Genomic DNA, 22,516 nt, shown 5'->3' on the forward strand with positions numbered 1-22,516 from the left:
GACTGATTCTAGGCTATGCGCGGGTCAAAGCAAACCACGGATGTGGTACGTTCCACAAATATTAGCCATTTGGAGTGGAACGTACCACATTCTCAGTTTCGATCAGTGCCTTTAGGTTGAGCGGCCGTTAGGTGGACTAGGACAGTAGAAAGCGCCGCCGGCGTTAGCCCGGCGATCGAGCGAACCTGGGCAAAGTTGCGCGGTTGTGCACGCTCGAGCCGCTCAACCATTTCATTCGAAAGCCCGCTGATCTCTCCAAAACTGAAGGCTTCAGGCACTTTCAGCGCGTCGTGGTGATTCACCCGTTCGGTTGCGGCCTTCTGCTTCTCGATGTAGCCCGAGTAAAGCGAATCTGCTAGAGCGGTGTCGAGGTCGCGTTCCCCGACCTCGGACCTAAGTCCGTTGGGGAGAAGACGATGGATGAGTTCGGGCGTAACACCCTGCCGCATCGCAAGCTGCGAGATCGTGAATGAATCGCCAAGGTCTGTGCCGAGCAACTGGGCGACCGAGGCATATTCAACCGACGACCGCTTGAACCGAGTGCCGTCCAATGCATTCCGCAGCCGTGCCAACCGGTCGCGTTTCGCGTTGAACCGCTCCCAATCCGTATCGCCAAGCAGGCCCGCTTCACGCCCAAGCGGCGAAAGCCGCGCGTCGGCATTGTCATGGCGAAGCGTCAGCCTCGCCTCGGCCCGCGACGTGAAAAGGCGATAGGGCTCGTCCACTCCGTGGCGAATCAGGTCATCGACCAAAACACCGATGTAGGCCGTATCTCGTTGCAGAATAAAGGGTTTACGGCTCTCGGCAGCAAATGCCGCGTTGATCCCGGCCATCAGGCCCTGGCAAGCGGCCTCTTCATAGCCGGTCGTCCCGTTTATCTGCCCGGCGAGGAAAAGCCCTTCCATTCGGGTCGATTCCATCGTCGGCTTCATCTCCCGTGGGTCGATGAAGTCGTACTCGATGGCGTAGCCGGGCCGGATCATCTGAACCTCTTCAAAGCCGGGGATCATCCTCAGCAATTCAAGCTGAAGCGTCGAGGGAAGCGAGGTCGAAAAGCCGTTGAGGTAAACCTCGTTCGTGTCGTGGCCTTCGGGTTCGAGAAAAAGCTGATGCCGGTCCTTATCGGCAAACTTGACAACCTTGTCTTCGATCGACGGGCAGTAACGCGGCCCGATGCCGGTTATCTTGCCCGAGTAGAGCGGCGATTGATGGAGATTATCGCGGATCGCCTGGTGCACCTCGCCGCTCGTATAGCCGATGTAGCATTTGATCTGCGGCTGCTCGATCCGTTCGGTCGCGAATGAGAAAGGCACCGGCTTTTCATCCGGCGGCTGTGGTTCGAATGCGTCCCAGTCAATGGTCCGCCCGTCGAGCCGCGGCGGCGTTCCGGTCTTAAGCCTGCCGACCGGGAAGCCAAGGCGGCGGAGCGACTCGGCAAGCTCTATCGAAGCCGGCTCGCCCGCACGACCTGCCGAAAAGGTCTGCCGGCCCGTATGGATCGTTCCGTTGAGGAAAGTACCGGTCGCGACCACGACGGACCTCGCCGCAAAACGCCGCGTGTCCTGCATCTCAACACCGATAACCCTATTATTCTCAACAATTAGATCAACCACCACACCCTGCCGCAAGTGCAGGTTCGGCGTCGCCTCAAGCACCCGCCGCATCTCGGTCCGGTAAAGGCTGCGGTCGGCCTGGGCCCTTGGCGATTGGACCGCCGGCCCGCGTGAGCGGTTCAAAAGACGAAATTGTATCCCGGTGCGGTCGATCACGCGGCCCATTATGCCGCCGAGGGCATCTATCTCGCGGACAACGTGGCCCTTCGCGATCCCGCCGACAGCCGGATTGCACGACATTTGCCCGATCAGGTCGAGATTGATCGTTACGAGCGCAGTATTTGCCCCGAGGCGCGCCGCGGCCGAGGCTGCCTCGCATCCGGCGTGCCCCGCACCTATCACAATTACATCAAACCGCTCGTCAAACATGGTTCCACGTAGCAATGGCCGCGAACCCTAAATTCTAGTCCAGCAGAACACGTTTGCCAACAATAATTTTCGGTATTTGCGGGCGCCTAGCCCGTAAGTGATCTGACAGATAAGACCGGCTGCTGTTAAATCTCACTGGCACACGAGGTAATTCACCCGAAAAAATTAAGTTGTTCCATTCATCAAAGGGTGCTATAAATCGCAATAGCAGCAATAAAAAGACGGTTTAGTGTTTTTCGGGTCGTCTCCTTTCAGCGATCCATACGTGCAAGTGGAGGTTACGGGCATCATGTTGACCACAATGCGGCTTTTCTTGTTTCTTCTCGCCGCTTCGCCGGCTGCACTTGCTCAGTTACCGACGCCGACCCCAACCCCGCCGGGCTCTGGCAATCGTCCGATATCGCCGGTCCTCGAAGACAACACCCGTTTTGACAGGCTCCGGTCGATCGACCTTATCAATGAGCGTCAGCGCTCAGGGCCAAGTCACCCGCTGCTCGACTCGAAACGCGGCATCTACCGCACGCCGGACGAGAAAGAGACCAAACTCCTCGCGGTCGATGCCTCGTTACTGACCGAACACGAACCTTTCCTGAAGCAGCGGAACACAGGAATAGTTAAGCTGAATGCCGATTCGGAGTGTGTTTCAAGCGTCGAGGTGCTTAACGCAACTGAGAAATGCCTCGACGTCAATTTTCCCGGGGCCGGAATTGCCTTCTCGTTCCGAACGGAGAGTTACCGCCTGCCGCGACTTGCTGACCTTATTTTTCTTGAAGGGTTTTTCCGGGCCGACGCCGTGCTTCAGCAAGTAGTAATGGTCGAACTCGGCGATGTGCCTCTCGGTGACGTTACGCTGCAGACCTCGGGGATGAGGTACCTTGCGGAGCTCAAACCGCCGCCCGATGGCGAGCAATTTATGGCCTTTGACCGCCAGCTAGCGGCCGGTATTAACGATGGTGGTTTCAGCTATCGAAAGGGATTCCGTAGCCGTGCGGACATCACTTACGCGCTCAGGTCCATCGCTTACAAAGGCACCTATATGCGGTCGATCGACGGCGTCACCTACGACGAGCTTGACTACGACAAACGGCGTGACGTGATCGTTGCCTTTCGCGTGGTCGATACAGATAAAGACGGAAATGTAACGCTGCTTTGGAAACGCCTGCGGGAGACCAACGCTCCGACGCTAAAGATCAAGAAATAAAGCCTTCTTCGGCACCCGCGGACGTTAACTCCACATTCCTTTGAGCGCCGTATCGGCGATCGAGTGGAACCGGGCGAGCTTAACGCGGTCGGAATTTTTGTACGTCACGAGCGGCATAAAGCCGAGGTCCATCAGTTTCTGCATCGCGTTATCATTGAGCAGCACCTCGCCGCAGGGTTTATAGACGGTCTCCGTTCCAACCTTGTAAACATGCACCGGCAGGCCCTCGATGTCCTGTTTCATCGCACGGCCCATGTCCCAGCGATATGCGGCGAAGCTCTCTGCAAGAAGCTGGCCCGCAGCAAAACAGCCGTTTGCCCAAACGTAATTGTCATGCTCGGGCGTTGCGTCAAATTCCTCAAAGTTGAAAGTATCGAGCGGCTCGGTCTCGCGGCCGTAGGGCAGGCGAACCAAGAACCGTGGCATTACCATCCCAAGATAAACGGCCTCGGACTGATCGCGGAGTGCGAGCCAGAGCTTTGCCGCTGTCGAATCGTCAGCAAGTTTCCAGGCTGAGGCATCCGGCTGCTCGGCAAGCGAATGCACGCCAAAGACATCGGGCCGCATATGCGAAATGAAAGGCGCGTTCGCCGCCGAGGCGATCTTTCCGAGCCGGATGAGCGTCGCGGTGTCATCGACTCCGCTTTCGAACGCATAATTGCCTAGCGACAGCGCAAACGGCTCGCCGCCCGGCACTTCAACAGCATCTTGGACAAAGTGCTTATATAGGGTCGTGCCCGAAAGAGCCTCTGCGGACTTCAGGTCTTCAGTCAGTTCACCCTTCGTTGCGTCCAGTAAAAAGATCTTCAGGTCGGTCGAGGTCTCGGTTCGCCTGACCAAAAAGAAAAGCCCTCGCCAAGCGGCCTCGAGTTCCTGGAAACGCCGGTCGTGGAGAATGCAGCGCATCAATCCGCTCGTCGCGGCATCGACCGCAGACGTCATTTGAGCCTGCTCGCCTTCGTCAACCGAAACCAGATGCGGACGGACAAGGTCGCTGACAAGCCTTGCAAGGTCGGACGACGGTTTCGGTTTCGGAACGGCCGCACCGCCCGAAGGCTTGGCCAGGATAGCGCCCAACAGATCTTCCGCAGGAACCTCCGCGGGTGCACTTGGCGCAACTGGAGGCTCTGAGCTCTCAGGACTCCCGAACATCGAGCGAACCTCACGAGCAGCCGAGTTGAAAGTACTCTCCTGCTTTAATCGCCGACGCAGGTCGCGTAGCTCCTCGAAGAGAGGCACTTTCTGGAAGATACGGTCCGGATGAAAATCATCGAGCTCCTTAAACTCAAGCCGGAGCGGTTCGCCGTTGTAGTCAAGCTCAAGCGCTACGCCGAGCCTCGCCATTACGTCGTCAAAATCGTCGCGGTCTATCTCGACCAGTCGCCTTTCACCGAGCGGTTTCCGCTCGCCGTCGCCGGACCAATCGCCAAGCACCAGCATCCGAAAGGGCGGCTCTTCCACAACGCCGCTCTTATCGGACTCCATAGAGAACATCGCCTCCAGCATATCGTCGCTGCCAACCATAGAAACCTCGATTTGGATATTTTCAGAAGGATGTACCTATCGGCAATGAGATCGACGGGAATTTGAACTTAAGCCTCAGTGTGAAAGTCAGTCGAGTCCTACCACGGCTTTGAGAAACTGCAAATGTTCCTCACCGAGATCGGTAAACTTGAGCCCAAAACCAAAACCCTCAAGTACGTATGCAACTTCGCCCGTAAAACGAAGCTCGGTTTCACCAGACCTTAATTCGAATGCGACCTCTTCGCCTTCCCGATAGCTTGCGATCGACTCGACATAGCAACCCCCAAGGCTCAGATCGCTTATTCGAGAAGAGCGTCGCCCAACGGAAGAATCAAGAATTATCTCAACCACGTACGAGACGCGGTTTTGCTGCCTTTCCGGACGCGGAGGATCACCAATAGACATTAATCTTTCCTTGAGAAAGGATGTTACCACAGCTTGCATCAGAATTGGGACTCCGGTTGTCGCCGAAGGAAAGACTCAATAACGCCGAGGCTCCAGAAATCTTCTTTTATCCGATGCCCACCAGTCGCAGCACCGCCGGGCCCGTAAGGCTAACGAGCACGCAGCCGACGATCATGATCACGATCCCGGGCCAGAAAAGGTCGCCGGAACTCAGCCCGCCCTCGCCATACGCCATCGCGTTTGGCGGTGTGCTGATGACGAACGGAATACCGAACGAGGCCGAGATAGCGACGAGGATCGCGGTCGATGGTTCGGGGATAAGTGCGGTCGCGATCGGGATAAGCATTATCACCGATGCCGTGTTGCTCATTATCGAGGCAAAGAATGCCGCCGAAATGCAAACGATGAAGAGTGCCAGCGTGGGCGAATAGCTTCCAAAAGGGATCACTTCGGTTCCGGCCGCGATGATCCCTGTTGCTTCAAAGAGTTTGCCGAGCGTGATTCCGCCGGCGATCAGCAAAAGTGTGGACCAATCGATCCGGCGGAGCGATTCTCGATCAAGCAAGCCGGTGAAAAAGAGCGCCGCACTCGCCGCGACCGCGATCACAGCCGAGGCGATGCCATGTAGAGGTTCGGCAAGCCAGAGGACGACAGTCGCCGCCATGATGATCAGAAAGATCCGGCGGCCCGATCGAAGGTCGCCGCCCGCCATCGCCACGGGCTCGAGCGAACAATGATCGAATCCGGCGGTGGCCCCTACGGCAACCCGCCCACGTGTTCTCAGCCAAAGGAGCCCGAAGCTGAGCAGGAGCATCCCGATCGTCAGCGGAAATGCAAAGGCCATCCAACCGAGGAATGAGACGTTTACGCTGCCCGCCAACGAGGCTATCGCCACTGCGTTTGGCCCGGTCCCTATCGGCGTCGCCATACCGCCGAGGTCGGCGCCGAGCGCCACACCGATCAGGAGCGTCCGCCTCAGGACGTCGCCATCGGCGAAGCTCTTAAATGCCGGCCGGAGACAGGCGATCATCAACGCGGCCGCCGCGATGTTCGAAAGCCACATCGAAAGAAATGCGGTGATCAGAATTACGAGCAGCAGCAGGCGGTAGAACGAAGTGCAGGAAACTCGAAACGCGTAGCGGATCATCTCCCGGTCGATGCCGAACTTCTCCGCGGCAACCCCGAGCGCGAAGCCGCCGAAGAAGAGCGCAAGAACAGGGTCCGCCGCCCAGGTCATAACGCGTGCGAAATTCAATTTCGCATCAAGCGGCCCAAGAACGAGCGGGATCAATGCCCACAAAAGAAGCGAGGGCACGAATGGCGGCGTAGTCTCGCTCAGCCAAAGAATGAGACATACCGCCGCGACCGAGAGCACCCTTGCGAAGAGCGCACTCTCGACCGCGAACTGCGGCAAAACGGCCGCGATCAGAATTCCTATAGCGACAAAAGCCCATCGCTGCTTTTTTGTCTCTGTATCTTTCACAGAAATTTCCACGGCGATGGTAACCGCTTGCCGCTTTCCGAACAAGGCTCGGCCCGATTGCGAACTAGGCTGTCTTTACGGCAACCTTGGTCGCCTCTTTCTCGGCCCGCTTGATCATCGCGAGGGTCAATATTCCGTCCTTGAGCTCGGCCTTGACGTTTTCTTCATCCACAAGTGAAGGCAGCGTGAGTTCACGGTGGAACCGGTCGCTCTTCCACTCTGAATAGAATGTCTTCTCGTCCTCGCTCTTCAGTTCCGTTCCGGACCTTCCGCTGATGAATGCCTTGTCACCTTTGACGCTGACCTCGATCTCATCCGGACGGAAGCCCGGAACAGCTGCTTTAAGCGTGATGGTCGTTTCGTTCTCCGTTATCTCGACCGGCGTCGGCCGCAGGATCTCGGATTCAGCCCTGAACCAATCATCGAGCTGCGTTCCGATCATGTGGCCACGATCTTGGAAAAACTCGAATGCCCTTGAACCGATATCGCGGAAAAGCTCCGTTGACCGCTCGAACATCTTTTCAACGTCAACAAAAAGCGGCGAAGCTTCCGGTGCCTTTTCGATCTTCTCTAATGCTTTTACTTCTTTTTCCATATTTCACTCTCCAAAAACGAAAGTTCCGAATATCAGACTGGTATTCACCTCTCGAGACCGCAAATAATGTGCCCTTCGCTTTCCGGCACAAAAACATATAGCGGGCGGGCGCAAGCGCGAAATAACCGCTCCTAACGCGTGAAATTCAGCGCGGCTCGCTCGAGATCTCCTCACCTTGCTGTGCAACAGCTTAGGGCGACCGCACAATTAGGTTATATTTCGATTTAGAACTCAGGCGGAACGGGAATTGAATAAATTCTTTGGTGATTCATTTGTTAGCGGAAAAGTATGATCCCAACCGAGAGCAAGAAACTGAACAGAAGGCCTTTCGGGCAGCAGCCTACGCTTCTTCGCTCGGCGGATGCCTCGCTTGTCCGCGTTTGGTCGATCACCGCTCTCGCTGTTCGCAATCTCTTCGTTAACAAGCTCCGAACGTTTCTCACATTGCTCGGCATAATCGTCGGCGTGGCGTCGATGATCGCGGTCGTAACTATCATTCAGGGTTTGAACGAGACGGTCGCCAACACCTTTTCCGCAAATGGCTCGACCGTATTCTCTATCTCAAAGGGCCCGAGCGTTATCACCAGCCGCGAGCAGATGCTAAAGGTCGGCAAACGGCGTGACGTTACCGAGGAAGATGCCGAGGCGGTCGCACGCGGCTGCCAGCTCTGCTGGCGTATCGGCTACTCCGCCCGTGGGTCGGAGATCGTAAAGTACGCGGACAAGACCGAAGAGAACGTTACGATCCGCGGGATCACGCTATCACAATTTGATATCGAAGACCTTACCGCCGAGACCGGCCGGGTTTGGACCGGGAACGAAGCTGACGCCGGCCACTATGTCGCCGTGATCGGTGCCGATATCGTGAAGAACGTTTTTGGCGATGCTCCGCCGGAGACAGTTATCGGCCGGCAGTTGCGCATCCGCGGAGCAACCGTCCGCGTTATCGGCATCGTTGCACCGCTTGGTTCTATCCTCGGTGTCTCACGCGACAACTTCATTCTTGTGCCGTATAACACTTCGCTCAAGATCTTGCCCGGCCGAGGCTCGCTGGTCATCAATGTCCAGGTCCAAGATCCGTCGCAGCTCGAGAACGCCAAGGATCAGGCAACGGCAGTGATGCGTGCCCGACGCGGCATGATCGCGATCCGTACGGGCGACGTTGAGGAATTTGACGAAGGCTTTACGGTCGAGTCGGCCGATGTTTTCGTCGGGCTTTACAGCGATGCGACAAGCAACATCTATCTGGTCACGATCGGTGTTTCGGCCATATCGCTCTTGGTCGGCGGAATAGTCGTGATGAACATAATGCTCGTTTCGGTGGCTGAGCGAACAAAGGAGATCGGCCTTCGGATGGCGGTCGGCGCACGACGCTCGGACATAATGCGGCAGTTCATGACCGAGGCTGTGGTCATCGCGGCCGCGGGTGGTGTGATCGGGTTGGCGCTCGGCTTTGCGCTAGCAAACCTTATTTCGCTGTTGATCGGCTTTCCAACGCTCATCAACTTGATGTCGGTCGTTCTCGGTATCGGGGTATCATCCGTGGTCGGAGTGATCAGCGGGCTCTATCCGGCATGGCGGGCCGCCCAACTTAATCCGGTGGAGGCAATGCGGCGGGAATGAGGCTTGATCATTTCAGAGAGTCGGCGATCATGGCATTCGATACCGTCCGAACGAACAAGCTCCGCTCGGGCTTGACGATCCTCGGCGTTTCGGTCGGCGTTGTGACCGTGATGCTGATGGTCTCGATCATTCAGGGCCTGAACCGTTCGTTCGCCCAACAGCTCGAGGCGATCGGTTCCAACATTGTCTTCATCACCAAGTTCGATTCGTCCTTTGGCCGCCAGCCGAATCAGGAAGAGCGAATGCGCGAAGATCTTTCGCTCGCCGAGGCCGAAGCCCTCGGGGCCGAACTCCGCAACATCGTCGGCGTCTCGCCTCTTCAGCGTACGATCTCCGAAACGGTTCGGTACCGCGAGAGGCAGAGTGACACTCCGATATTGATCGGTGCCACCCGCCATTACGAGGAAGTGCATTCGCAGTTTGTCGAACGCGGCAGATTTATCACCGAGGCAGACCTTCGCACGCGGGCGAACATCGTCGTCCTTGGCAAGGACGTCGTAAAGGCCCTGTTCCCCAACGAGGAACCGCTCGGGAAGGAAGTAAAGATCGGCGGGCGGCCGTTCCAGGTGGTCGGAGTTATGGGCGATCTCGGCTCGATCTTTGGCCAATCGCGCGACAATTCGGTCTTTATTCCGCTGACGACATTTCAGAAATTCTGGCGTGACATCCCCTACCCGCAGATGGTCTTCATCATCGTTGTCCGTCCGGTGGATCGCTCCTATGTCACATCCGTTGCCGACGAGACCAGAGACGTTCTCCGGCGTGTCCGGGGTGTCGGCTATGGCCAGCCTGATAATTTCTACATTTCATCGCAAGACGCGCTGCTGGATATATACAATCAGCTGACCGGCGCGACCTATCTTGTGCTGACGGCGATCTCCGCGGTCGCATTGATGATCGGCGGTATCGGCGTGATGAACATCATGCTCGTCTCCGTTACCGAGCGGACGAAAGAGATCGGCATACGAAAGGCGGTTGGAGCAACGCAGAATGTCATACTTTCGCAGTTTCTCATCGAGGCGGTCGTGCTGACGGGCATCGGCGGGCTTATCGGGCTCGTCGTCGGGCAGGTTGCGAGCTGGCTGATAAACGCGTATTCACCGCTGCCGGCCTATGTTCCGCTCTGGACCGTTTTTGTCGGGATCGGCGTTTCGGCGTTGGTCGGAATCGTGTTCGGCATTTTTCCCGCCTGGAAGGCAGCAAAGCTCGACCCGATCGAGGCACTCAGTTTTGAGTAAAAGATCGTAACGCAAAAACGGGACTCGCCCCGACCCTGCATATCGGAGCGAATCCCTTGCTTCGCGTTGGGACCGAAGCCCCTTCGCAAAACCCTGTCTACAACGGATCAATGGCCTAGTGCCTGACCAGCGAATCGTGAACCGCGGTCGGCAACACGGACATCATGCCCATAAAGACCATCCCGAAGCAGACAAAGCCAAATGCTACAGCCGCCATAAGCGTCATGTTGCCGGTAACGACAAACCCGAGGGCGGCGAAAGCAATCACCAACCAGAGTGCAATGTATATCTTTGTCAGCATGATATCTCTCCTCAAGAAGCCTCCTACTGCCTTGATGGCAGAAAATCCGGTCTTCTTGCCCTCAGTAAAGTGCAACGCGTGTGCCAATGCGATTAGCCCGTAAAATCAGCATCTGCACGGGTTGCGGCCGCGAAATCCTCCGCACATCGCCCGGGCCCCGCGCGTGTTTGTTCGCAATAGAAAAGGCCCGGCGGGTGCCGAGCCTTTCTTCCAATGCGATCTTTTGACCTTCTATTGCAAGATCTTGCTCTCGGGCGTCCCGGCCGGTACCATCGGAGCTTCATCGCCCTGTCTGTCCACTGAGAATCGGCCGGTCATCACTGACGGCGTCAGCTTCAATATGACCTCAACGTTTTCCCGCACCCAACTATCCATCCAGCGAATACTGATCGCCGGCGTCAGCGTTGGGTTTATCTCGGCGACGAGTTGAAGCGCCTTTTCCCGCTCTTCCTTATCCGTCACCTGAGCCGCCTCGCCCTGTACGATCACACTTTTCCAATCGCGCTTGCTTGTCACCTTCTCGAGCTGAAGACAGACCTTCGGGTTCCCGCGGATTATCTCGGCCTTTTTGCCGTCGGTCGTGTAGATGTATATATCCGGCTTTGCCCAGGCAAAATGGACAGGCACTACGTACGGCATCCCATTCTGTGAACAGCCGAGGTGACCGTAGTTAACCTCATCGAGCAACTGCTCGATCTCGCTCATCTTCATTTCTACTACTTCGATCATAACTTTAAGCCCTATGATAGCATTGCGGTCGCTCCGCGACTGCATTTTCTGATACTGATCAGATGCAACGTCCGTTCCCCGCCGTGACGTAGACGGATGGAACGGGGTTTGCGGTTCATACTTGATGAGAACCACCTTTGGAGAAGAATATGAAAGTCATAATTGCTACAGATGGATCAAGTTTCAGCCTTGCCGCTGCTCGCGAGGCCTGTGGGCTTTTCGGCCACATGGGGGACGCTGAGTTTTCGGTCGTGTGCGTCTATGAGGATATACCGATCGCGGCGACCGAACCCTTTGCACTGCCGCCCGAGTACTACGAAGAAATGATCGATGCCGCTCGTAACCAAGCTCAGCACTTTGCCGAGCAGACCGCCGATGAGCTCCGCTCGGGTTGTCCCGAAGCGAAAATTAGCATTGAGGTCATGAGCGGAAAGCCCGCCGCGGCGGTCGTCGAGTTTGCCGAGCGGATCGGTGCCGATAACATCGTCGTCGGTTCACATGGCCGTGGTTTTTGGGGACGCCTTCTCGGTTCGGTCTCGAACTCGGTCGTTAATCACGCACCTTGTTCGGTTTTGGTTGTTCGCAGTGAGCCGGTGGGTGATCAATGATCTGGTTTCGAGCAATTGCGGTTTGGTTGCTGATGATGGCGGTCGAGACCGTTCACGGCATTCTGCGGGTGGTTCTGCTTGCTCCGCAAATCGGCGATCTTCGAGCCCGGCAGATCGCCATCTTTACAGGCTCAGCGATCATTCTCGGTATTGCGTATCTTTTTATTGGGTGGGTCGGGGCACAGTCGAAACTAAAGCTGCTCGCCATCGGCTTCGTCTGGATGCTTTTGACCCTCGGGTTTGAAGCCGTGATCGGCATCTACGCATTCGGATTCGGCTGGGAGCGGATCCTTGCGGAGTACGATCCTCGCACCGGATCGCTTATGCTCTTCGGCCTTTTCGTTCTGCTCTTCGCACCCTTGGTCGCTTTCGGACTTCGCCGAGGTCAATGATCGTCGTCGTCCTTGACCCGCTTGGCGTCAACTTCGGTTGCGGTGGTACCTCCGGCCCTTATCTCGGTGTGGCGTATCTGGCCGCCGAGGTTCGCCGTCCAGCCCATTAGGCCCAGCGTCACTACTGCAAACAATAAAGCCGGCATTGCACTAGCGCGCTGCACGCTCGGTTTCATAAGCCCGATGACAAGTCCTGCGGCAGCGGCGATGCCGGTCACGATGGCAAATCCTAACGCGAACTTTGCCGCGTCCTCATGACTTTCGATAAATACTTCCGATACCCCCGGAAGTTTTTCTACGATCTCCTCGGCCGGTTCACCCGTTAGGTATGTCGGCACCGCAACGGCAGCCGCTGCTAGAATGATGATCAAGCCTGTGTTCAACATCACCCGTGAGTTTCGCAACAAACCGTAGAGCGCGACCGGTAGCCCGATCACTAAAGCGAAAAGCGGGAAGTGGTTGAGTATTAAATGCAAATGAGCGCTGTCCATTTCGATTCTCCCTAAGATAATTTCTGTAATGCAGGCCCGGGATCTTTGACGATCTCAGTGCCGGATATCAATGAACAGTGCAATCGCAATACCAAAAAGGCAGACGTCGACGCATGCGTCCATCATATCACATCGAACTTTCGCTCAGCATCAGGTTCCAAGCACCGACTTCAGTTCCTCGAGTAGGTGCTCGGCCGTAAAGGGTTTTGCAAGCACCGAGGTGATCCCGAGAGATTCGATCTCCTTCCGCTGATTCTCATTCATCAGCCCGCTCATCATTATCATTTTGAGGTCGGGGTCCATTTTCCGCATTGCCCGTACCATCGAAGGGCCATCCATATAGGGCATCGCGACGTCTGCGAGAACCACGGCCGTCTCGGCACTGTTCTGGGCAAAGAGGGAAAGCCCTTCGGTTCCATCCGCCGCCGTCAGAACCCGGTAGCCAAACCTCTCAAGTGTGGCGGCTGTGACATCGCGGATATATTCTTCGTCATCGACGACGAGCACCAATTCGCCATCGCCTGAGAGTTCGTTGGTCGTCGTTTCGGCGACCTGGGCGATTTCCGCCGAATCTGCGACCGGGAAGTATATTGAGAACCGCGAGCCTTTGCCCGGTTCGCTGTAAACGTTTACGAACCCGCCGTGGCTTTTTACGATGGTCAGCACGGTTGAAAGGCCGAGGCCTGTTCCGCGGCCGATGTCCTTGGTCGTGAAAAAGGGATCGAATATCTGTTCTTTCACATCCGGCGGCATACCTATGCCCGAGTCGATGACGGTGATGACGATGTGTTCGCCTGGGGTCGCCTCCGGGCTCATCCGCGCGTAGTGGTCGTCGATATTGATACGGCTCGCTTCTATTGCGAGCGTACCGCCCTCCGGCATCGCGTCGCGAGCGTTGATCGAAAGATTCATCAGCACCTGATGAATCTGTGTCGGGTCGGCGGAGATCACCGGAAGATCGGCGGGGACGTTAAACTTGACCTCGATGTTCTTTGGAAGCGTTTCCGAGAGCACCTTTACGAGGTCCTTCACCATGTGCCGCAGTTGCACGGCGATCCGCTCGCCCTTGAGCCCGCGGGCAAAGGTAAGGACTTGCTGAACAAGCGAACTTCCCCGCTGCGTGTTCTTTTCGATCATGTCCAGCCATTTTGCTGTCTCGGCGTCCGGCTCGCGAAGCTTTAGCATCCCGACCGACATTAGGATCGGCGAGAGGATGTTATTCAGGTCGTGGGCAATGCCGCCGGCGAGCGTGCCGATAGATTCAAGCCGCTGAGCACGGAATAGCTGTTCCTCAGTGCGGCGCTTTTCCGAGACATCCGTGTTGATGACCAGAATGTAATCCGGCTGTTCGTGGTCGTCGCGGACAAGTGTCCAACGGCTCTCGACCACCAGAGATTTTCCATCTTTGGTAAATTGCCGCTCCTCAAAACGATGCTCATCGTGGCGTTCGAATTCGCGTCGTATCTCAAGTATCCGTTCCGGCCCGCTGCCGAGCACAACGTCATTAAAGGGCCGGCCAAGAGCCTCATCGATCGGGCGTCCGTAGATGCGTTCGGCTCCTCTGTTCCAGAAGATCACCTGGTAGTTCAGGTCGCAGACGATGATCGCGTCCTGCGCCTTTTCCAGGAGCGAGGCCTGTTGGCGGATACGTTCCTCCGCCTGCTTTCGCTCGGTTATCTCATAGCGGATGGCGATGTACTGAAATGGCTTTCCGTTCGCGTCGAGCATCGGCACAATGGTCGTATCGACCCAGTAGATGCTGCCTTCCTTCGCCCGGTTTTTGATCTCACCGCGCCAAACCTGGCCGCGGGCGATGGTCGTCCAAAGGTCACGAATGAACTCTTTAGGGTGATGCGCTGAGTTGATTATTCGGTGGTCCTGACCGATGAGCTCTTCACGCGAGAACTTTGAGATCTCGCAGAACTTGTCGTTTACGTAGGTTATTCGCCCGCGCTGATCTGTGATCGCGACGATCGCGGATTGATCGATGGCGAATTTGAGGTCCGAGAGTTCTTTCAGGACATCGTCATTCGGCCTTTCGCTGTTTGCAGGTTCAGTCATTAGCTCTTGGCGACGACGGTTTCCTTGTCGCTGACCGCGTCGTAGAGTCCCGCTTTTCTTAATTTGTATCGAAGCTGGTCGCGTGAAATGCCGAGCAGCTTTGCGGCCTGTGTCAGGTTGCCCGATGTGCGTTCAACTGCCTGACGGGCAAGCTCGGCCTCAACTTCGTCGAGCGTAACACCTGCCGCAGGAAGCATTACGCCGCTGCGAGCAGTTTCCGCCGCTGCGAACTCGCCAAGCATATCGTGCGGAAGGTGTGTGGTCGTAACGTATTCGCCGTCCTCAAGTATCGATGCCCGCTCAATAACGTTCCTCAGTTCGCGGACGTTACCCTTCCAGTCGTATGTTCTAAAGATCTGCTCGACCGCCGGCGTTAGCCCCTTAAGCGGCTTTTGCTTCCGCTTTATGTTGACGCGGTCAATGTAGAAATTCGTGAGGAGCATCACGTCGTCGCCGCGTTCGCGGAGCGGCGGAATATCAACCTGAATCACCGAAAGCCTAAAGTAAAGATCCGAGCGGAAGCGCCCATCCTCGCCGGCCCGCTTGAGGTCCTGGTTTGAGGCAGCTATGATCCGGGCATCGAGCTTGATGTCCTTGAGCCCGCCGACGCGGCGGAAGAGCCCATTCTCAAGCACGCGCAAGAGCTTTGCCTGCAGCGGAAGCTCCATCTCGCCGATCTCGTCAAGAAAGATGGTCCCGCCGTGTGCTTGTTCAAAGAGCCCTTCCTTCCGTTGTTTGGCATCAGTAAAAGCTCCTTTTTCGTAACCAAAAAGCTCTGATTCGATAAGGGTCGCCGGAAGCGCGGCGCAGTTGATCGCGAGGTACGGTGCCTTTGCCCGGTCAGAAGCGAAATGGATCGCTCGAGCGAAGAGATCTTTTCCGGTTCCGGTCTCGCCCTGAAGCAGGATCGAGTTTACGTCCGAATCGGCGACCCGGCGGGCGAGTTCCTTTGCCTTTACCATTGCCGAAGATTCGCCGATTATCTCGTCAAAGCTGAGTGAGGCCGAGCGTTCCCGCCTTGCCGCCTTTATCTCGCGGCGGAGCGTTCGCGTTTCGACCGCGTTGCGAAGCGTGACCTCAAGCTCTTCGAGCCTGACCGGCTTTCCGATAAAGTCGTGTGCTCCGGCTCGGAGTGCGGCGACCGTATGCTCTACATCAACATTGCCGGTAACTATGATCGCGACGAGATCCGGGTTGATCTCCTTTAGCTTCTTCAGCAGGTCGATGCCTGAGCCATCGGGGAGTTCAACGTCGATAAGCGCGATCGAGGGTTCAAATTCCTCAAAGGCTTTCATCGCGGAACTGACGTTCTCGGCCGCTTTGGTTTCATAGCCCCAACTGCCGACGGCCTCCGAAAGAGCCATCCGGATGAAACCGTCATCGTCGATTATCAGAATTCGTTCGTTCTTTTCAGGCATCTGGAAAAATCCGAAACCATAGTCGTGCAGGGCGGGTTCTGCTAATTGTATATCGCGAATGAATTCGGGCATCAAGCCCAAATTCGCGAATTTTTTCGCGCGAGTCACAGGCGTTGGATGCGAAAGGGCCGAAAGTCCCTGTTGCGGAGCAAATTCCATTATGGTGGCACATCCATTGCACTTTCCGTCCGTACCTGCGGTAGAATCTTGGTTCTAGCGACGAGTGGGTTATGAAATTACTGATCGCATATGATGGTTCCCGATGTGCTGAGGCCGCACTCGATGATCTAAAACGGGCTGGGCTTCCAGTCGGGGGCGAGGCTTTCATCCTTTCGGTCGCGGAAGTTTGGCTTCCACCGGCCGAAAGCGTGAACGGCAGCCTGACGGATGATCCCTATATTCGCAGCATGGTCGAACGCCGGCAGGAGAAGGGCGAACGGGCCCTTGCCGAATATGAGGCCTATGCCCGCCACGCGGAATCGCGTATGCGAATGCTATTTCCTGATTGGAAGGTCACCGCTCGGGCAACCTATGGCTCACCGGCCTGGGAGCTCCTGGCAATGGCCGATGAACTCAAGCCTGACCTCATCGTTACCGGTTCGCAGGGGCAATCGGCGCTGAGCCGCTTTCTGCTCGGTAGCGTTTCGCAAAAGGTGTTGAACGAGGCACGGTGCTCGGTTCGCGTGGCTCGCGGCAAGAATGAGGTTGACCCGGCTCCGATCCGCCTAACCATCGGCTTTGATGGCAGCCGGGGCGCCCGTGCGGCGGTAGATTCCGTTGTCGCCCGGACTTGGCCCGAAGGCACTGAGGCTCAGTTGATCTCGGTCACCGACCCCGTCTCACCGACCACCATCGGCCGCTTCGTCCCGCCTGTCAATGCGGCGATCGAAGAGGTCAACGCGGCTGAAACAGATTGGTTGACAGCACAGGCCGCGGAAGCGATCAAGGACCTCGCGGGATCGGGCGTCGCCGCCAGCCATCTGATCATTGCCGGAGCGCCGAAGCGGGTCATCGTCGAAGAAGCTGAAAAATGGGGAGCGGATTCGATCGTCGTCGGAGCCAATGCTTTTGGCAGCAAGCTTGAACGCTTCCTTCTCGGCAGCGTCTCATCTGCGGTCGCGGCCCGTGCTCACTGCACGGTCGAGGTCGTACGGTAGCCTTTCCGATCTAAAGCCAAATGAAAAGCCGGGTCCAAGCCCGGCCTTTTTTTGCCTTGGTAAACCGATCAATTCTGCCCGATCTTTTCGATGTCTGTCTGGAGCCGTGCGATCGCCGAGTTGGTCGAATCGGCCATCTTAAGTCGTGCAAGCGTGGCGTTTGCATTAGCCGCATCGCCCTTCTTTGTGTAGGCGACAGTCAGGTTCTGAAGTGCCTGAATGTGATTCGGGTTCTTCTCAAGCGCACCGTTAAATTCCTTGATCGCCTTGTCATAGTCCGGGTTCGGACGAAAGACGTACGTCAGGCCGAGGTCCGTGCGGACGTTAATGTCCTCCGGCTTTTTCTCGATCGCAAGCTGATAGGTCTTCTCGGCATCGTCATACTTGTTCGAGTCGAAATACGCGTTGGCGAGATTGACGATCGTATCGTAGTCGTCCGGCTTGATCTTCCGAGCCTGCAAGAGAAACTCGACCGCACCGTCAAACCGCTGTATCTGGTAATACATTTCAGCGGCCTTTATCTGCGCCTCAAAGTTATCCGGTTCGGCCCGTGCCTTGTCTATAGCGGCCTGGACCTCCGGTATCGAGCCGCCGGTCTGAGGGTCGCCAACGTTTGGATGTCCCGAGGGAAGCCCCGGCATTTGCTGTGTCGCCTGTGTGGCCTGGCCGGCCTGAAGTATCGCCTTTTGGTTCATTGAGTTGGCGAACATAAAGCCGACGATTAGGCCTCCGAGAAGGCCGACGATGCAGAATAGAATGTTTTCTTTGTTGATCATGGTGTTATGCGTACGAGTGCAGCCCGGGCAGCAAATAGCTTACACCGAGATACGTAAAAATGATGAATAGAAATGCAACGATCGCAAAATATGCCGACCTCCGGCCCTGCCATCCATAGGCGATCCGCGAATGTAGAAACCCGGCATAGGTAATCCATGCGACCAGTGCACCTGTCTCCTTAGCGTCCCAACCCCAGTATCTCCCCCAGGATTCGTTTGCCCAAACGGCACCCGTAATGAGCAGCAATGCTAACCCTGCAAATGTTGTGCCGCCAAGCTTGTACATCAGTCCGTCTAGAGTTGCTGCTGACGGCAGCGATTCGCGGATCCGCTCCGGCCGCACCGCCATTAGCACGATAAAGAAGGTACCGGCAAATGCGGTGATAAGCGCAGCAAGCTCGACCGGGTTTGCATTCAGGCTAAGCCGAAGTGTATCGCCATTCTGCCTTATCCATGTATCGGCCATGCCGGCAAGCTGCATCGCCGGAACGGTCGCGATCTGCTGCTGCGTCGCTCCCTGCTGCTGCAGCATCCAAATGCCGAAGCGTTCGTATTGCTCGGGTGCGATATGCGATACGACGTGGGGCAGCGTGCTCACCTGATAGACGAGCATTCCGATCGCGGCGGCTTGAACCGCGAGCGAAGCCGTCATCAGTCCAAGGCCAAAGCGATGGGCCTGCCGTCCACCGCGCGATAGATAAGATGCCCAAGCACCCAGAGCGGCAAGCAGTAGCACAGCCGCCAAAACGATGAACCACCCGACATAGGGCAAGTCCGCGCGGAGCGGCACGGAGACTCGAGAGGTACCGACAAAGACCGAAGCCGCATAGGTACCGAACGAATCGAAAGCCAAAACGCCGAATCGTGAGATCGTCGCAAATACCGCAAGTACGAAGAGGCCGTTCCAAAATGCCATCTTCTCGGGCTGCAGCCCATCTTTTAGGAGATAAAGCACAGCGACGGCAAAGCACACAAGCCCAACGCCATAACTGATGGACGCAACGCCGACGTGTATAGGCCGCCAATAGGAATCAAGCACCGGCGGCAGATCGACGAACTCGCCGCCGATGAACCGGGCAAGGACCAAAATGATCGCCGCCATCGGAAGGGCGACCGCTGCTATCCCGCGGAGCTCCCGCCGCCGCATAACGATCAGCGTGGTGACACCTGCGCCAAAGGCGAACGCCAGGCTGAGGTCGTAAAGATTCGCAAAGGGGATGTAGCGAAAAAGCCAAGGCATCTCCGCCGCGGATCGTCCCTGCTCGTGAAAAATAGCAAGCTCGCGGTCAAAGGCCGCCGCCCAGCGGACGAGCCAGCTCGCAAGGTTCAGAGCAACGCCAATAGCTGCGGCCAAGAGCCCAAGCCGGTCGGCAAAGCGGAACGGAGCATAAAAATTCGTCAGGAAAAAGATCGCTCCAACGAGATAGGCGGCTAGGGCAAGCATCATCAACGCCTCATCGCCGATAAACCGCTCGCCGCCAACCGCGAGACGAAGAGCTAGTATCCCAACCGCGGCAGCCATTGCCAGCACGAACGGCATGTAGGTTCCCTGGCCCGTCCTTTCAGGGGTCGCGCCGCTCATTCACTATCCTCCCGCATGTGGCGCTCGATCATCACTCTCAGCCTTTCAAATTGTTCGTCAAATCCGTTCGGATTGCGGTTTGTGTTTCCCCCGAGCGTTACGTCGGAAGTTCCGTCGTCCCTTTGCTCGATTGCCGCCCAGACCCTGCGGTGCGAGAAACCGAAGACGCCTGCAAGCGTCAGCGAAAGCAGTGCAAATCCGATATAGACAACCGTCGAACCCGGATCGCGTTGGACGGCGAGAACGTGCTGATGCGAGACGCGTTCAAACTCAAGCATCCGAAATGTAAATCCCGCGTAGGGTTTATTTGCCGCAGGTATGTCGGCCATTTCCGGCCCGAAGACGGTCGCCGTTTCAAGCCCGCCACCGGGCGGTTTAATGTGGATGATCGCCGCAGGGTTAGTGTAGCTCGTCGTGTCCTCGTTCGGATCCTCCGGCCCGAGAGAAAAATCGCCTCGGAATTCGCTGAAGATCAATCGCGTTCCATCGGCAAGATCGGCTGTACCGGAGCGCTTTATGGTCACTTCCTCAGTCGCTCCGGTCGCGGCCGTCGTTGCTGAAAGCCGGATCGATCGGGCTCGGCCAATTGGGACAAAGCTCCCTTGAAAGAACCGATAGCCGCGGTGATCGTACGGCCGGTTCATTCCAACCTCGGCAGTGTGAACCCCCGTCTCGTCGCGGATAGTGAACCGCGTTATCCAGTCGATGGTGTTATTGGCCGTCAGCGGCCCGTCGTGTCTGATCAGCCTCTGCTCAATGTCCGTGCAAGTAATATCAAACGGAAGTTGCTTCGTTATCTGCCTTGTCCGGTCCAAATCAAATGCAGTGTCAAAGATCAGGTTCGTCGTTTGGCCAGGATAGAGCGGCAGACTTCCATTACTCCCGAGTTGCGCGGTCAGAAATCCACCGAGAAAGATCGTTAGCAACGCGATGTGAACTGCGCAGAACGCGAGCCGGTTCCAGCGGCCTTTTTCGGCGAAGAAGAATAGCGTGCCATTCCGATAGCTCCGGAGGGGCTTTCCCCAACCCGCTGTCGCGAAATCGGCTTCGATCTTTTCGGCGGTCGCGTCACTGCTTTGCTCGATATCGAGAACCTCGTTGTTCCTTTGCTCACGGAGCCAGCGAAGCGGCACATTCACAGATGGCCGCGAAAAATAGGGAAGAATTTTTGGCAATCGGTCGAGTGTTGCGATTATGATGTTCAACGAGACCGCGGCAAGCAGGGCATTGAAATACCACGAGTAATAGATGTTGAAGAAGCCGAGCGAACCGAAGATCATCTTTTTTACCGGCGTCAACTCAGCGTAGTAGTCGGCAAAGCCGGCGACGTTCTGCTGCATCACGAGCATCCCGATCGTGCATGCAAGGCCGAGGAAAACCAACAGGGTGATCCCAACGCGAACTGAGCCCGAGAGCTTGAGAATCCGCTCAAGTGCTCCGCCGCCGCGGCGCGGACGTGCTCCTGCGACCGCGGCGATCGGCTCGACATTTTCGATTGCAGGCACACTCATTTAGTAACCGGATCTGCGGGCAAGACTCTACAGACTTGATCCATCATAGGGCAAGCCGAGTGCCGCAGGGATAATTTGCGGAGTTCCGGGCCGGAACCGCAGAAAAATACATGAGGCCCGTGGCGATGCTGCTGAGGTTGCTCACTGCCAAGTTTAATGGCGAGCGTTTCAGTTCGATGTGATACTCATCACATTGCCCCGAGTGTTTACCGAATAGAATAGCGTGTTCTGCGCTTTTGGTTTACTTGAAAAGCTCGAGACAATCGATGCATCGGACCGGACTTCAATTTAGATTAAAGTTCCTCGCTGCGCTGCTGTGTGCGGCGGTGGGTGTTGCCTTGTTCGCTTTGCTCGGGCCGGCGAGGGTGATAAAAGGTTCTTCGCTCGAAGACGAATCCGCATCCGGGCAGGCCAAGTATTCAAAGTTTTCTCACGATGTCGCCGCTCATAAAGTTGACTGTTCCAAGTGCCATACCTTCCCATCAAAGAACTGGAAAGCGGTCAGGCCGGCGGACAGCGCATTCGAGGACATTACTGAATACCCGAGCCACGCCTCTTGCATAAACTGCCATCGGCAACAGTTCTTCCGCGGAGCAAAACCGCAGATCTGCACCATCTGCCATACGAACCCGGGCCCGCGAAACAGCACCCGTCATCCTTTCCCGAATCCGCGTGAGAAATTTGACGAGTCGCCGAAAGGCAAGGACGCCGAGTCGGAGTTCGACATCAACTTTCCGCACGAGACGCACATAGAAATCGTCTCTCAGCTTCGCCCGCGGGAGGTCGAATTTGTTCGGGCGGGCTGGACGACGATCCGCCGGAGCGAGGAGAGCTGCAAGGTCTGCCATCAAACACATATGCCGCAGGGCGACTCGGACGAGGAATACGCCGCGGCACCGCCGAAGGACCTCGGCGACAATTTCTGGCTCAAGAAGGGTACTTTCAAAACATCACCGATCGGCCATACGACGTGCTTCACATGCCACTCGGCCGATACGGGCATCGAACCGGCACCCTCGAATTGCGCCGCCTGCCATGCGATCAAACAAAAGACACCGGCGGCTGATTTTGACAAAGAACTATGGGCACGTGTCGGACTCCGCGACCGGATCATCCGTGATGCCTGGTCGACCCGATTCTCCTCGGGAACTTTCCGCCATGAATTCGCAAGCCACGCCGAGCTTGACTGCGCAACGTGCCATGATGTTTCTTCCCTCAAGACGCTCGATCCGCGTTCGATGAAGGTCCCGATCACATCGTGCAACAACTGCCACATCACGGCGACCTCCGATGACGGCGGGATACTGAACTTTGAGATCGATTCGCGAAAGGCCGATGCCTCGTTCCGCTGCGTTAAGTGCCACTTGTCATTCGGTTCGCAGCCGATACCGGAATCGCACATCAAGGCCGTAGCGGCAATGGCAGGAAACTGAGACCAA

General features: G+C 56.6%; 20 protein-coding genes. 7 read left to right on the forward strand and 13 right to left on the reverse strand.

The genetic code is table 11. The features are described 5' to 3' along the window. Window positions 1-92 precede the first annotated feature (92 nt). Window positions 93-1,982, reverse strand: a complete 1,890-nt coding sequence (gene mnmG, locus IPM21_05035; GenBank protein MBK9163266.1) for a tRNA uridine-5-carboxymethylaminomethyl(34) synthesis enzyme MnmG — start codon at window positions 1,980-1,982, stop codon at window positions 93-95. A 289-nt stretch (window positions 1,983-2,271) separates the two neighbouring features. Between mnmG and IPM21_05040 the strand changes: the two genes are divergently transcribed. Beyond that, window positions 2,272-3,183 carry a hypothetical protein gene (locus tag IPM21_05040; GenBank protein MBK9163267.1) on the forward strand — a complete coding sequence of 304 codons (912 nt, stop codon included), beginning with the start codon at window positions 2,272-2,274 and terminating at the stop codon, window positions 3,181-3,183. Between the two features lie 24 nt (window positions 3,184-3,207). On the opposite strand, the gene IPM21_05045 is transcribed toward IPM21_05040, so the two are convergent. The 4 genes from IPM21_05045 to IPM21_05060 form a co-directional block, all read right to left on the reverse strand. Beyond that, window positions 3,208-4,707, reverse strand: a complete 1,500-nt coding sequence (locus IPM21_05045; protein ID MBK9163268.1) for a type VI secretion system contractile sheath large subunit — start codon at window positions 4,705-4,707, stop codon at window positions 3,208-3,210. 87 nt (window positions 4,708-4,794) lie between these two features. After that, window positions 4,795-5,112 (reverse strand): PilZ domain-containing protein, encoded by a 318-nt coding sequence (locus IPM21_05050; protein MBK9163269.1) that lies wholly within the window; start codon window positions 5,110-5,112, stop codon window positions 4,795-4,797. Window positions 5,113-5,218: 106 nt separating this feature from the next. After that, complete coding sequence (locus IPM21_05055; protein MBK9163270.1) at window positions 5,219-6,595, reverse strand: anion permease; 1,377 nt, start codon at window positions 6,593-6,595, stop codon at window positions 5,219-5,221. A gap of 64 nt (window positions 6,596-6,659) precedes the next feature. Next, window positions 6,660-7,190, reverse strand: a complete 531-nt coding sequence (locus tag IPM21_05060) for an Hsp20/alpha crystallin family protein (protein MBK9163271.1) — start codon at window positions 7,188-7,190, stop codon at window positions 6,660-6,662. Window positions 7,191-7,478: 288 nt separating this feature from the next. Between IPM21_05060 and IPM21_05065 the strand changes: the two genes are divergently transcribed. Then, a complete protein-coding gene (locus tag IPM21_05065) occupies window positions 7,479-8,813 on the forward strand; it encodes an ABC transporter permease (GenBank protein ID MBK9163272.1) in 1,335 nt (444 codons plus the stop codon). Continuing rightward, complete coding sequence (locus IPM21_05070; protein ID MBK9163273.1) at window positions 8,810-10,051, forward strand: ABC transporter permease; 1,242 nt, start codon at window positions 8,810-8,812, stop codon at window positions 10,049-10,051. The genes IPM21_05065 and IPM21_05070 overlap by 4 nt, the downstream gene beginning before the upstream one ends. 115 nt (window positions 10,052-10,166) lie before the next feature. On the opposite strand, the gene IPM21_05075 is transcribed toward IPM21_05070, so the two are convergent. Both IPM21_05075 and IPM21_05080 read right to left on the reverse strand, forming a co-directional pair. Next, window positions 10,167-10,352: a hypothetical protein gene (locus tag IPM21_05075; GenBank protein ID MBK9163274.1), complete on the reverse strand. Its 186-nt coding sequence runs from the start codon at window positions 10,350-10,352 to the stop codon at window positions 10,167-10,169. 231 nt (window positions 10,353-10,583) lie between these two features. Then, window positions 10,584-11,081, reverse strand: coding sequence for a pyridoxamine 5'-phosphate oxidase family protein (locus IPM21_05080; GenBank protein MBK9163275.1), 498 nt, complete (start codon window positions 11,079-11,081; stop codon window positions 10,584-10,586). A 149-nt stretch (window positions 11,082-11,230) separates the two neighbouring features. Between IPM21_05080 and IPM21_05085 the strand changes: the two genes are divergently transcribed. Together IPM21_05085 and IPM21_05090 are read left to right on the forward strand one after the other, a co-directional pair. Continuing rightward, complete coding sequence (locus tag IPM21_05085) at window positions 11,231-11,689, forward strand: universal stress protein (protein ID MBK9163276.1); 459 nt, start codon at window positions 11,231-11,233, stop codon at window positions 11,687-11,689. Further along, window positions 11,686-12,081 (forward strand): hypothetical protein, encoded by a 396-nt coding sequence (locus tag IPM21_05090; GenBank protein MBK9163277.1) that lies wholly within the window; start codon window positions 11,686-11,688, stop codon window positions 12,079-12,081. Before IPM21_05085 ends, IPM21_05090 begins: the two co-directional genes overlap by 4 nt. Here the strand turns inward: IPM21_05090 and IPM21_05095 are convergent. The 3 genes from IPM21_05095 to IPM21_05105 all read right to left on the reverse strand — a co-directional run bounded on the left by IPM21_05095 (window position 12,075) and on the right by IPM21_05105 (window position 16,123). Beyond that, window positions 12,075-12,572, reverse strand: coding sequence for a hypothetical protein (locus tag IPM21_05095; GenBank protein ID MBK9163278.1), 498 nt, complete (start codon window positions 12,570-12,572; stop codon window positions 12,075-12,077). The two genes, IPM21_05090 and IPM21_05095, sit on opposite strands and share 7 nt — an antisense overlap. Window positions 12,573-12,722: 150 nt before the next feature. Then, window positions 12,723-14,633, reverse strand: a complete 1,911-nt coding sequence (locus IPM21_05100) for a PAS domain S-box protein (protein MBK9163279.1) — start codon at window positions 14,631-14,633, stop codon at window positions 12,723-12,725. Next, complete coding sequence (locus tag IPM21_05105; protein ID MBK9163280.1) at window positions 14,633-16,123, reverse strand: sigma-54-dependent Fis family transcriptional regulator; 1,491 nt, start codon at window positions 16,121-16,123, stop codon at window positions 14,633-14,635. Before IPM21_05105 ends, IPM21_05100 begins: the two co-directional genes overlap by 1 nt. A 158-nt stretch (window positions 16,124-16,281) precedes the next feature. Between IPM21_05105 and IPM21_05110 the strand changes: the two genes are divergently transcribed. Further along, window positions 16,282-17,208 carry a universal stress protein gene (locus IPM21_05110; GenBank protein MBK9163281.1) on the forward strand — a complete coding sequence of 309 codons (927 nt, stop codon included), beginning with the start codon at window positions 16,282-16,284 and terminating at the stop codon, window positions 17,206-17,208. 68 nt (window positions 17,209-17,276) lie between these two features. Here the strand turns inward: IPM21_05110 and IPM21_05115 are convergent, their stop codons facing one another. The 3 genes from IPM21_05115 to IPM21_05125 are packed head-to-tail and all read right to left on the reverse strand — an operon-like array spanning window position 17,277 to window position 21,077. Next, window positions 17,277-17,984 (reverse strand): tetratricopeptide repeat protein, encoded by a 708-nt coding sequence (locus tag IPM21_05115; GenBank protein ID MBK9163282.1) that lies wholly within the window; start codon window positions 17,982-17,984, stop codon window positions 17,277-17,279. A 4-nt stretch (window positions 17,985-17,988) separates the two neighbouring features. Beyond that, entirely contained in the window at window positions 17,989-19,566 is a 1,578-nt protein-coding gene (gene ccsA, locus IPM21_05120) for a cytochrome c biogenesis protein CcsA (GenBank protein ID MBK9163283.1), read from the reverse strand. Next, window positions 19,563-21,077, reverse strand: a complete 1,515-nt coding sequence (locus IPM21_05125) for a cytochrome c biogenesis protein ResB (GenBank protein MBK9163284.1) — start codon at window positions 21,075-21,077, stop codon at window positions 19,563-19,565. Before IPM21_05125 ends, ccsA begins: the two co-directional genes overlap by 4 nt. Window positions 21,078-21,343: 266 nt before the next feature. Between IPM21_05125 and IPM21_05130 the strand changes: the two genes are divergently transcribed. Continuing rightward, entirely contained in the window at window positions 21,344-22,510 is a 1,167-nt protein-coding gene (locus tag IPM21_05130; GenBank protein ID MBK9163285.1) for a hypothetical protein, read from the forward strand. The last annotated feature ends 6 nt before the right edge of the window (window positions 22,511-22,516 follow it).

The sequence above is a fragment of the Acidobacteriota bacterium genome (genome assembly GCA_016716435.1).
Taxonomy (GTDB): Bacteria; Acidobacteriota; Blastocatellia; order Pyrinomonadales; family Pyrinomonadaceae; genus OLB17.

What these genes read in the sequence shown, in the direction of transcription:
- IPM21_05075 (MBK9163274.1), bottom strand. Translation starts at nt 10,352, where the DNA reads ATGCTGACAAAGATATACATTGCACTCTGGTTGGTGATTGCTTTCGCC.
- IPM21_05105 (MBK9163280.1), bottom strand. Translation starts at nt 16,123, where the DNA reads ATGCCCGAATTCATTCGCGATATACAATTAGCAGAACCCGCCCTGCAC.
- IPM21_05090 (MBK9163277.1), top strand. Translation starts at nt 11,686, where the DNA reads ATGATCTGGTTTCGAGCAATTGCGGTTTGGTTGCTGATGATGGCGGTC.
- mnmG (MBK9163266.1), bottom strand. Translation starts at nt 1,982, where the DNA reads ATGTTTGACGAGCGGTTTGATGTAATTGTGATAGGTGCGGGGCACGCC.
- IPM21_05095 (MBK9163278.1), bottom strand. Translation starts at nt 12,572, where the DNA reads ATGGACAGCGCTCATTTGCATTTAATACTCAACCACTTCCCGCTTTTC.
- IPM21_05050 (MBK9163269.1), bottom strand. Translation starts at nt 5,112, where the DNA reads ATGTCTATTGGTGATCCTCCGCGTCCGGAAAGGCAGCAAAACCGCGTC.
- IPM21_05060 (MBK9163271.1), bottom strand. Translation starts at nt 7,190, where the DNA reads ATGGAAAAAGAAGTAAAAGCATTAGAGAAGATCGAAAAGGCACCGGAA.
- IPM21_05080 (MBK9163275.1), bottom strand. Translation starts at nt 11,081, where the DNA reads ATGATCGAAGTAGTAGAAATGAAGATGAGCGAGATCGAGCAGTTGCTC.
- IPM21_05045 (MBK9163268.1), bottom strand. Translation starts at nt 4,707, where the DNA reads ATGGTTGGCAGCGACGATATGCTGGAGGCGATGTTCTCTATGGAGTCC.
- IPM21_05040 (MBK9163267.1), top strand. Translation starts at nt 2,272, where the DNA reads ATGTTGACCACAATGCGGCTTTTCTTGTTTCTTCTCGCCGCTTCGCCG.
- IPM21_05085 (MBK9163276.1), top strand. Translation starts at nt 11,231, where the DNA reads ATGAAAGTCATAATTGCTACAGATGGATCAAGTTTCAGCCTTGCCGCT.
- ccsA (MBK9163283.1), bottom strand. Translation starts at nt 19,566, where the DNA reads ATGAGCGGCGCGACCCCTGAAAGGACGGGCCAGGGAACCTACATGCCG.
- IPM21_05070 (MBK9163273.1), top strand. Translation starts at nt 8,810, where the DNA reads ATGAGGCTTGATCATTTCAGAGAGTCGGCGATCATGGCATTCGATACC.
- IPM21_05100 (MBK9163279.1), bottom strand. Translation starts at nt 14,633, where the DNA reads ATGACTGAACCTGCAAACAGCGAAAGGCCGAATGACGATGTCCTGAAA.
- IPM21_05065 (MBK9163272.1), top strand. Translation starts at nt 7,479, where the DNA reads ATGATCCCAACCGAGAGCAAGAAACTGAACAGAAGGCCTTTCGGGCAG.
- IPM21_05110 (MBK9163281.1), top strand. Translation starts at nt 16,282, where the DNA reads ATGAAATTACTGATCGCATATGATGGTTCCCGATGTGCTGAGGCCGCA.
- IPM21_05115 (MBK9163282.1), bottom strand. Translation starts at nt 17,984, where the DNA reads ATGATCAACAAAGAAAACATTCTATTCTGCATCGTCGGCCTTCTCGGA.
- IPM21_05125 (MBK9163284.1), bottom strand. Translation starts at nt 21,077, where the DNA reads ATGAGTGTGCCTGCAATCGAAAATGTCGAGCCGATCGCCGCGGTCGCA.
- IPM21_05130 (MBK9163285.1), top strand. Translation starts at nt 21,344, where the DNA reads ATGCATCGGACCGGACTTCAATTTAGATTAAAGTTCCTCGCTGCGCTG.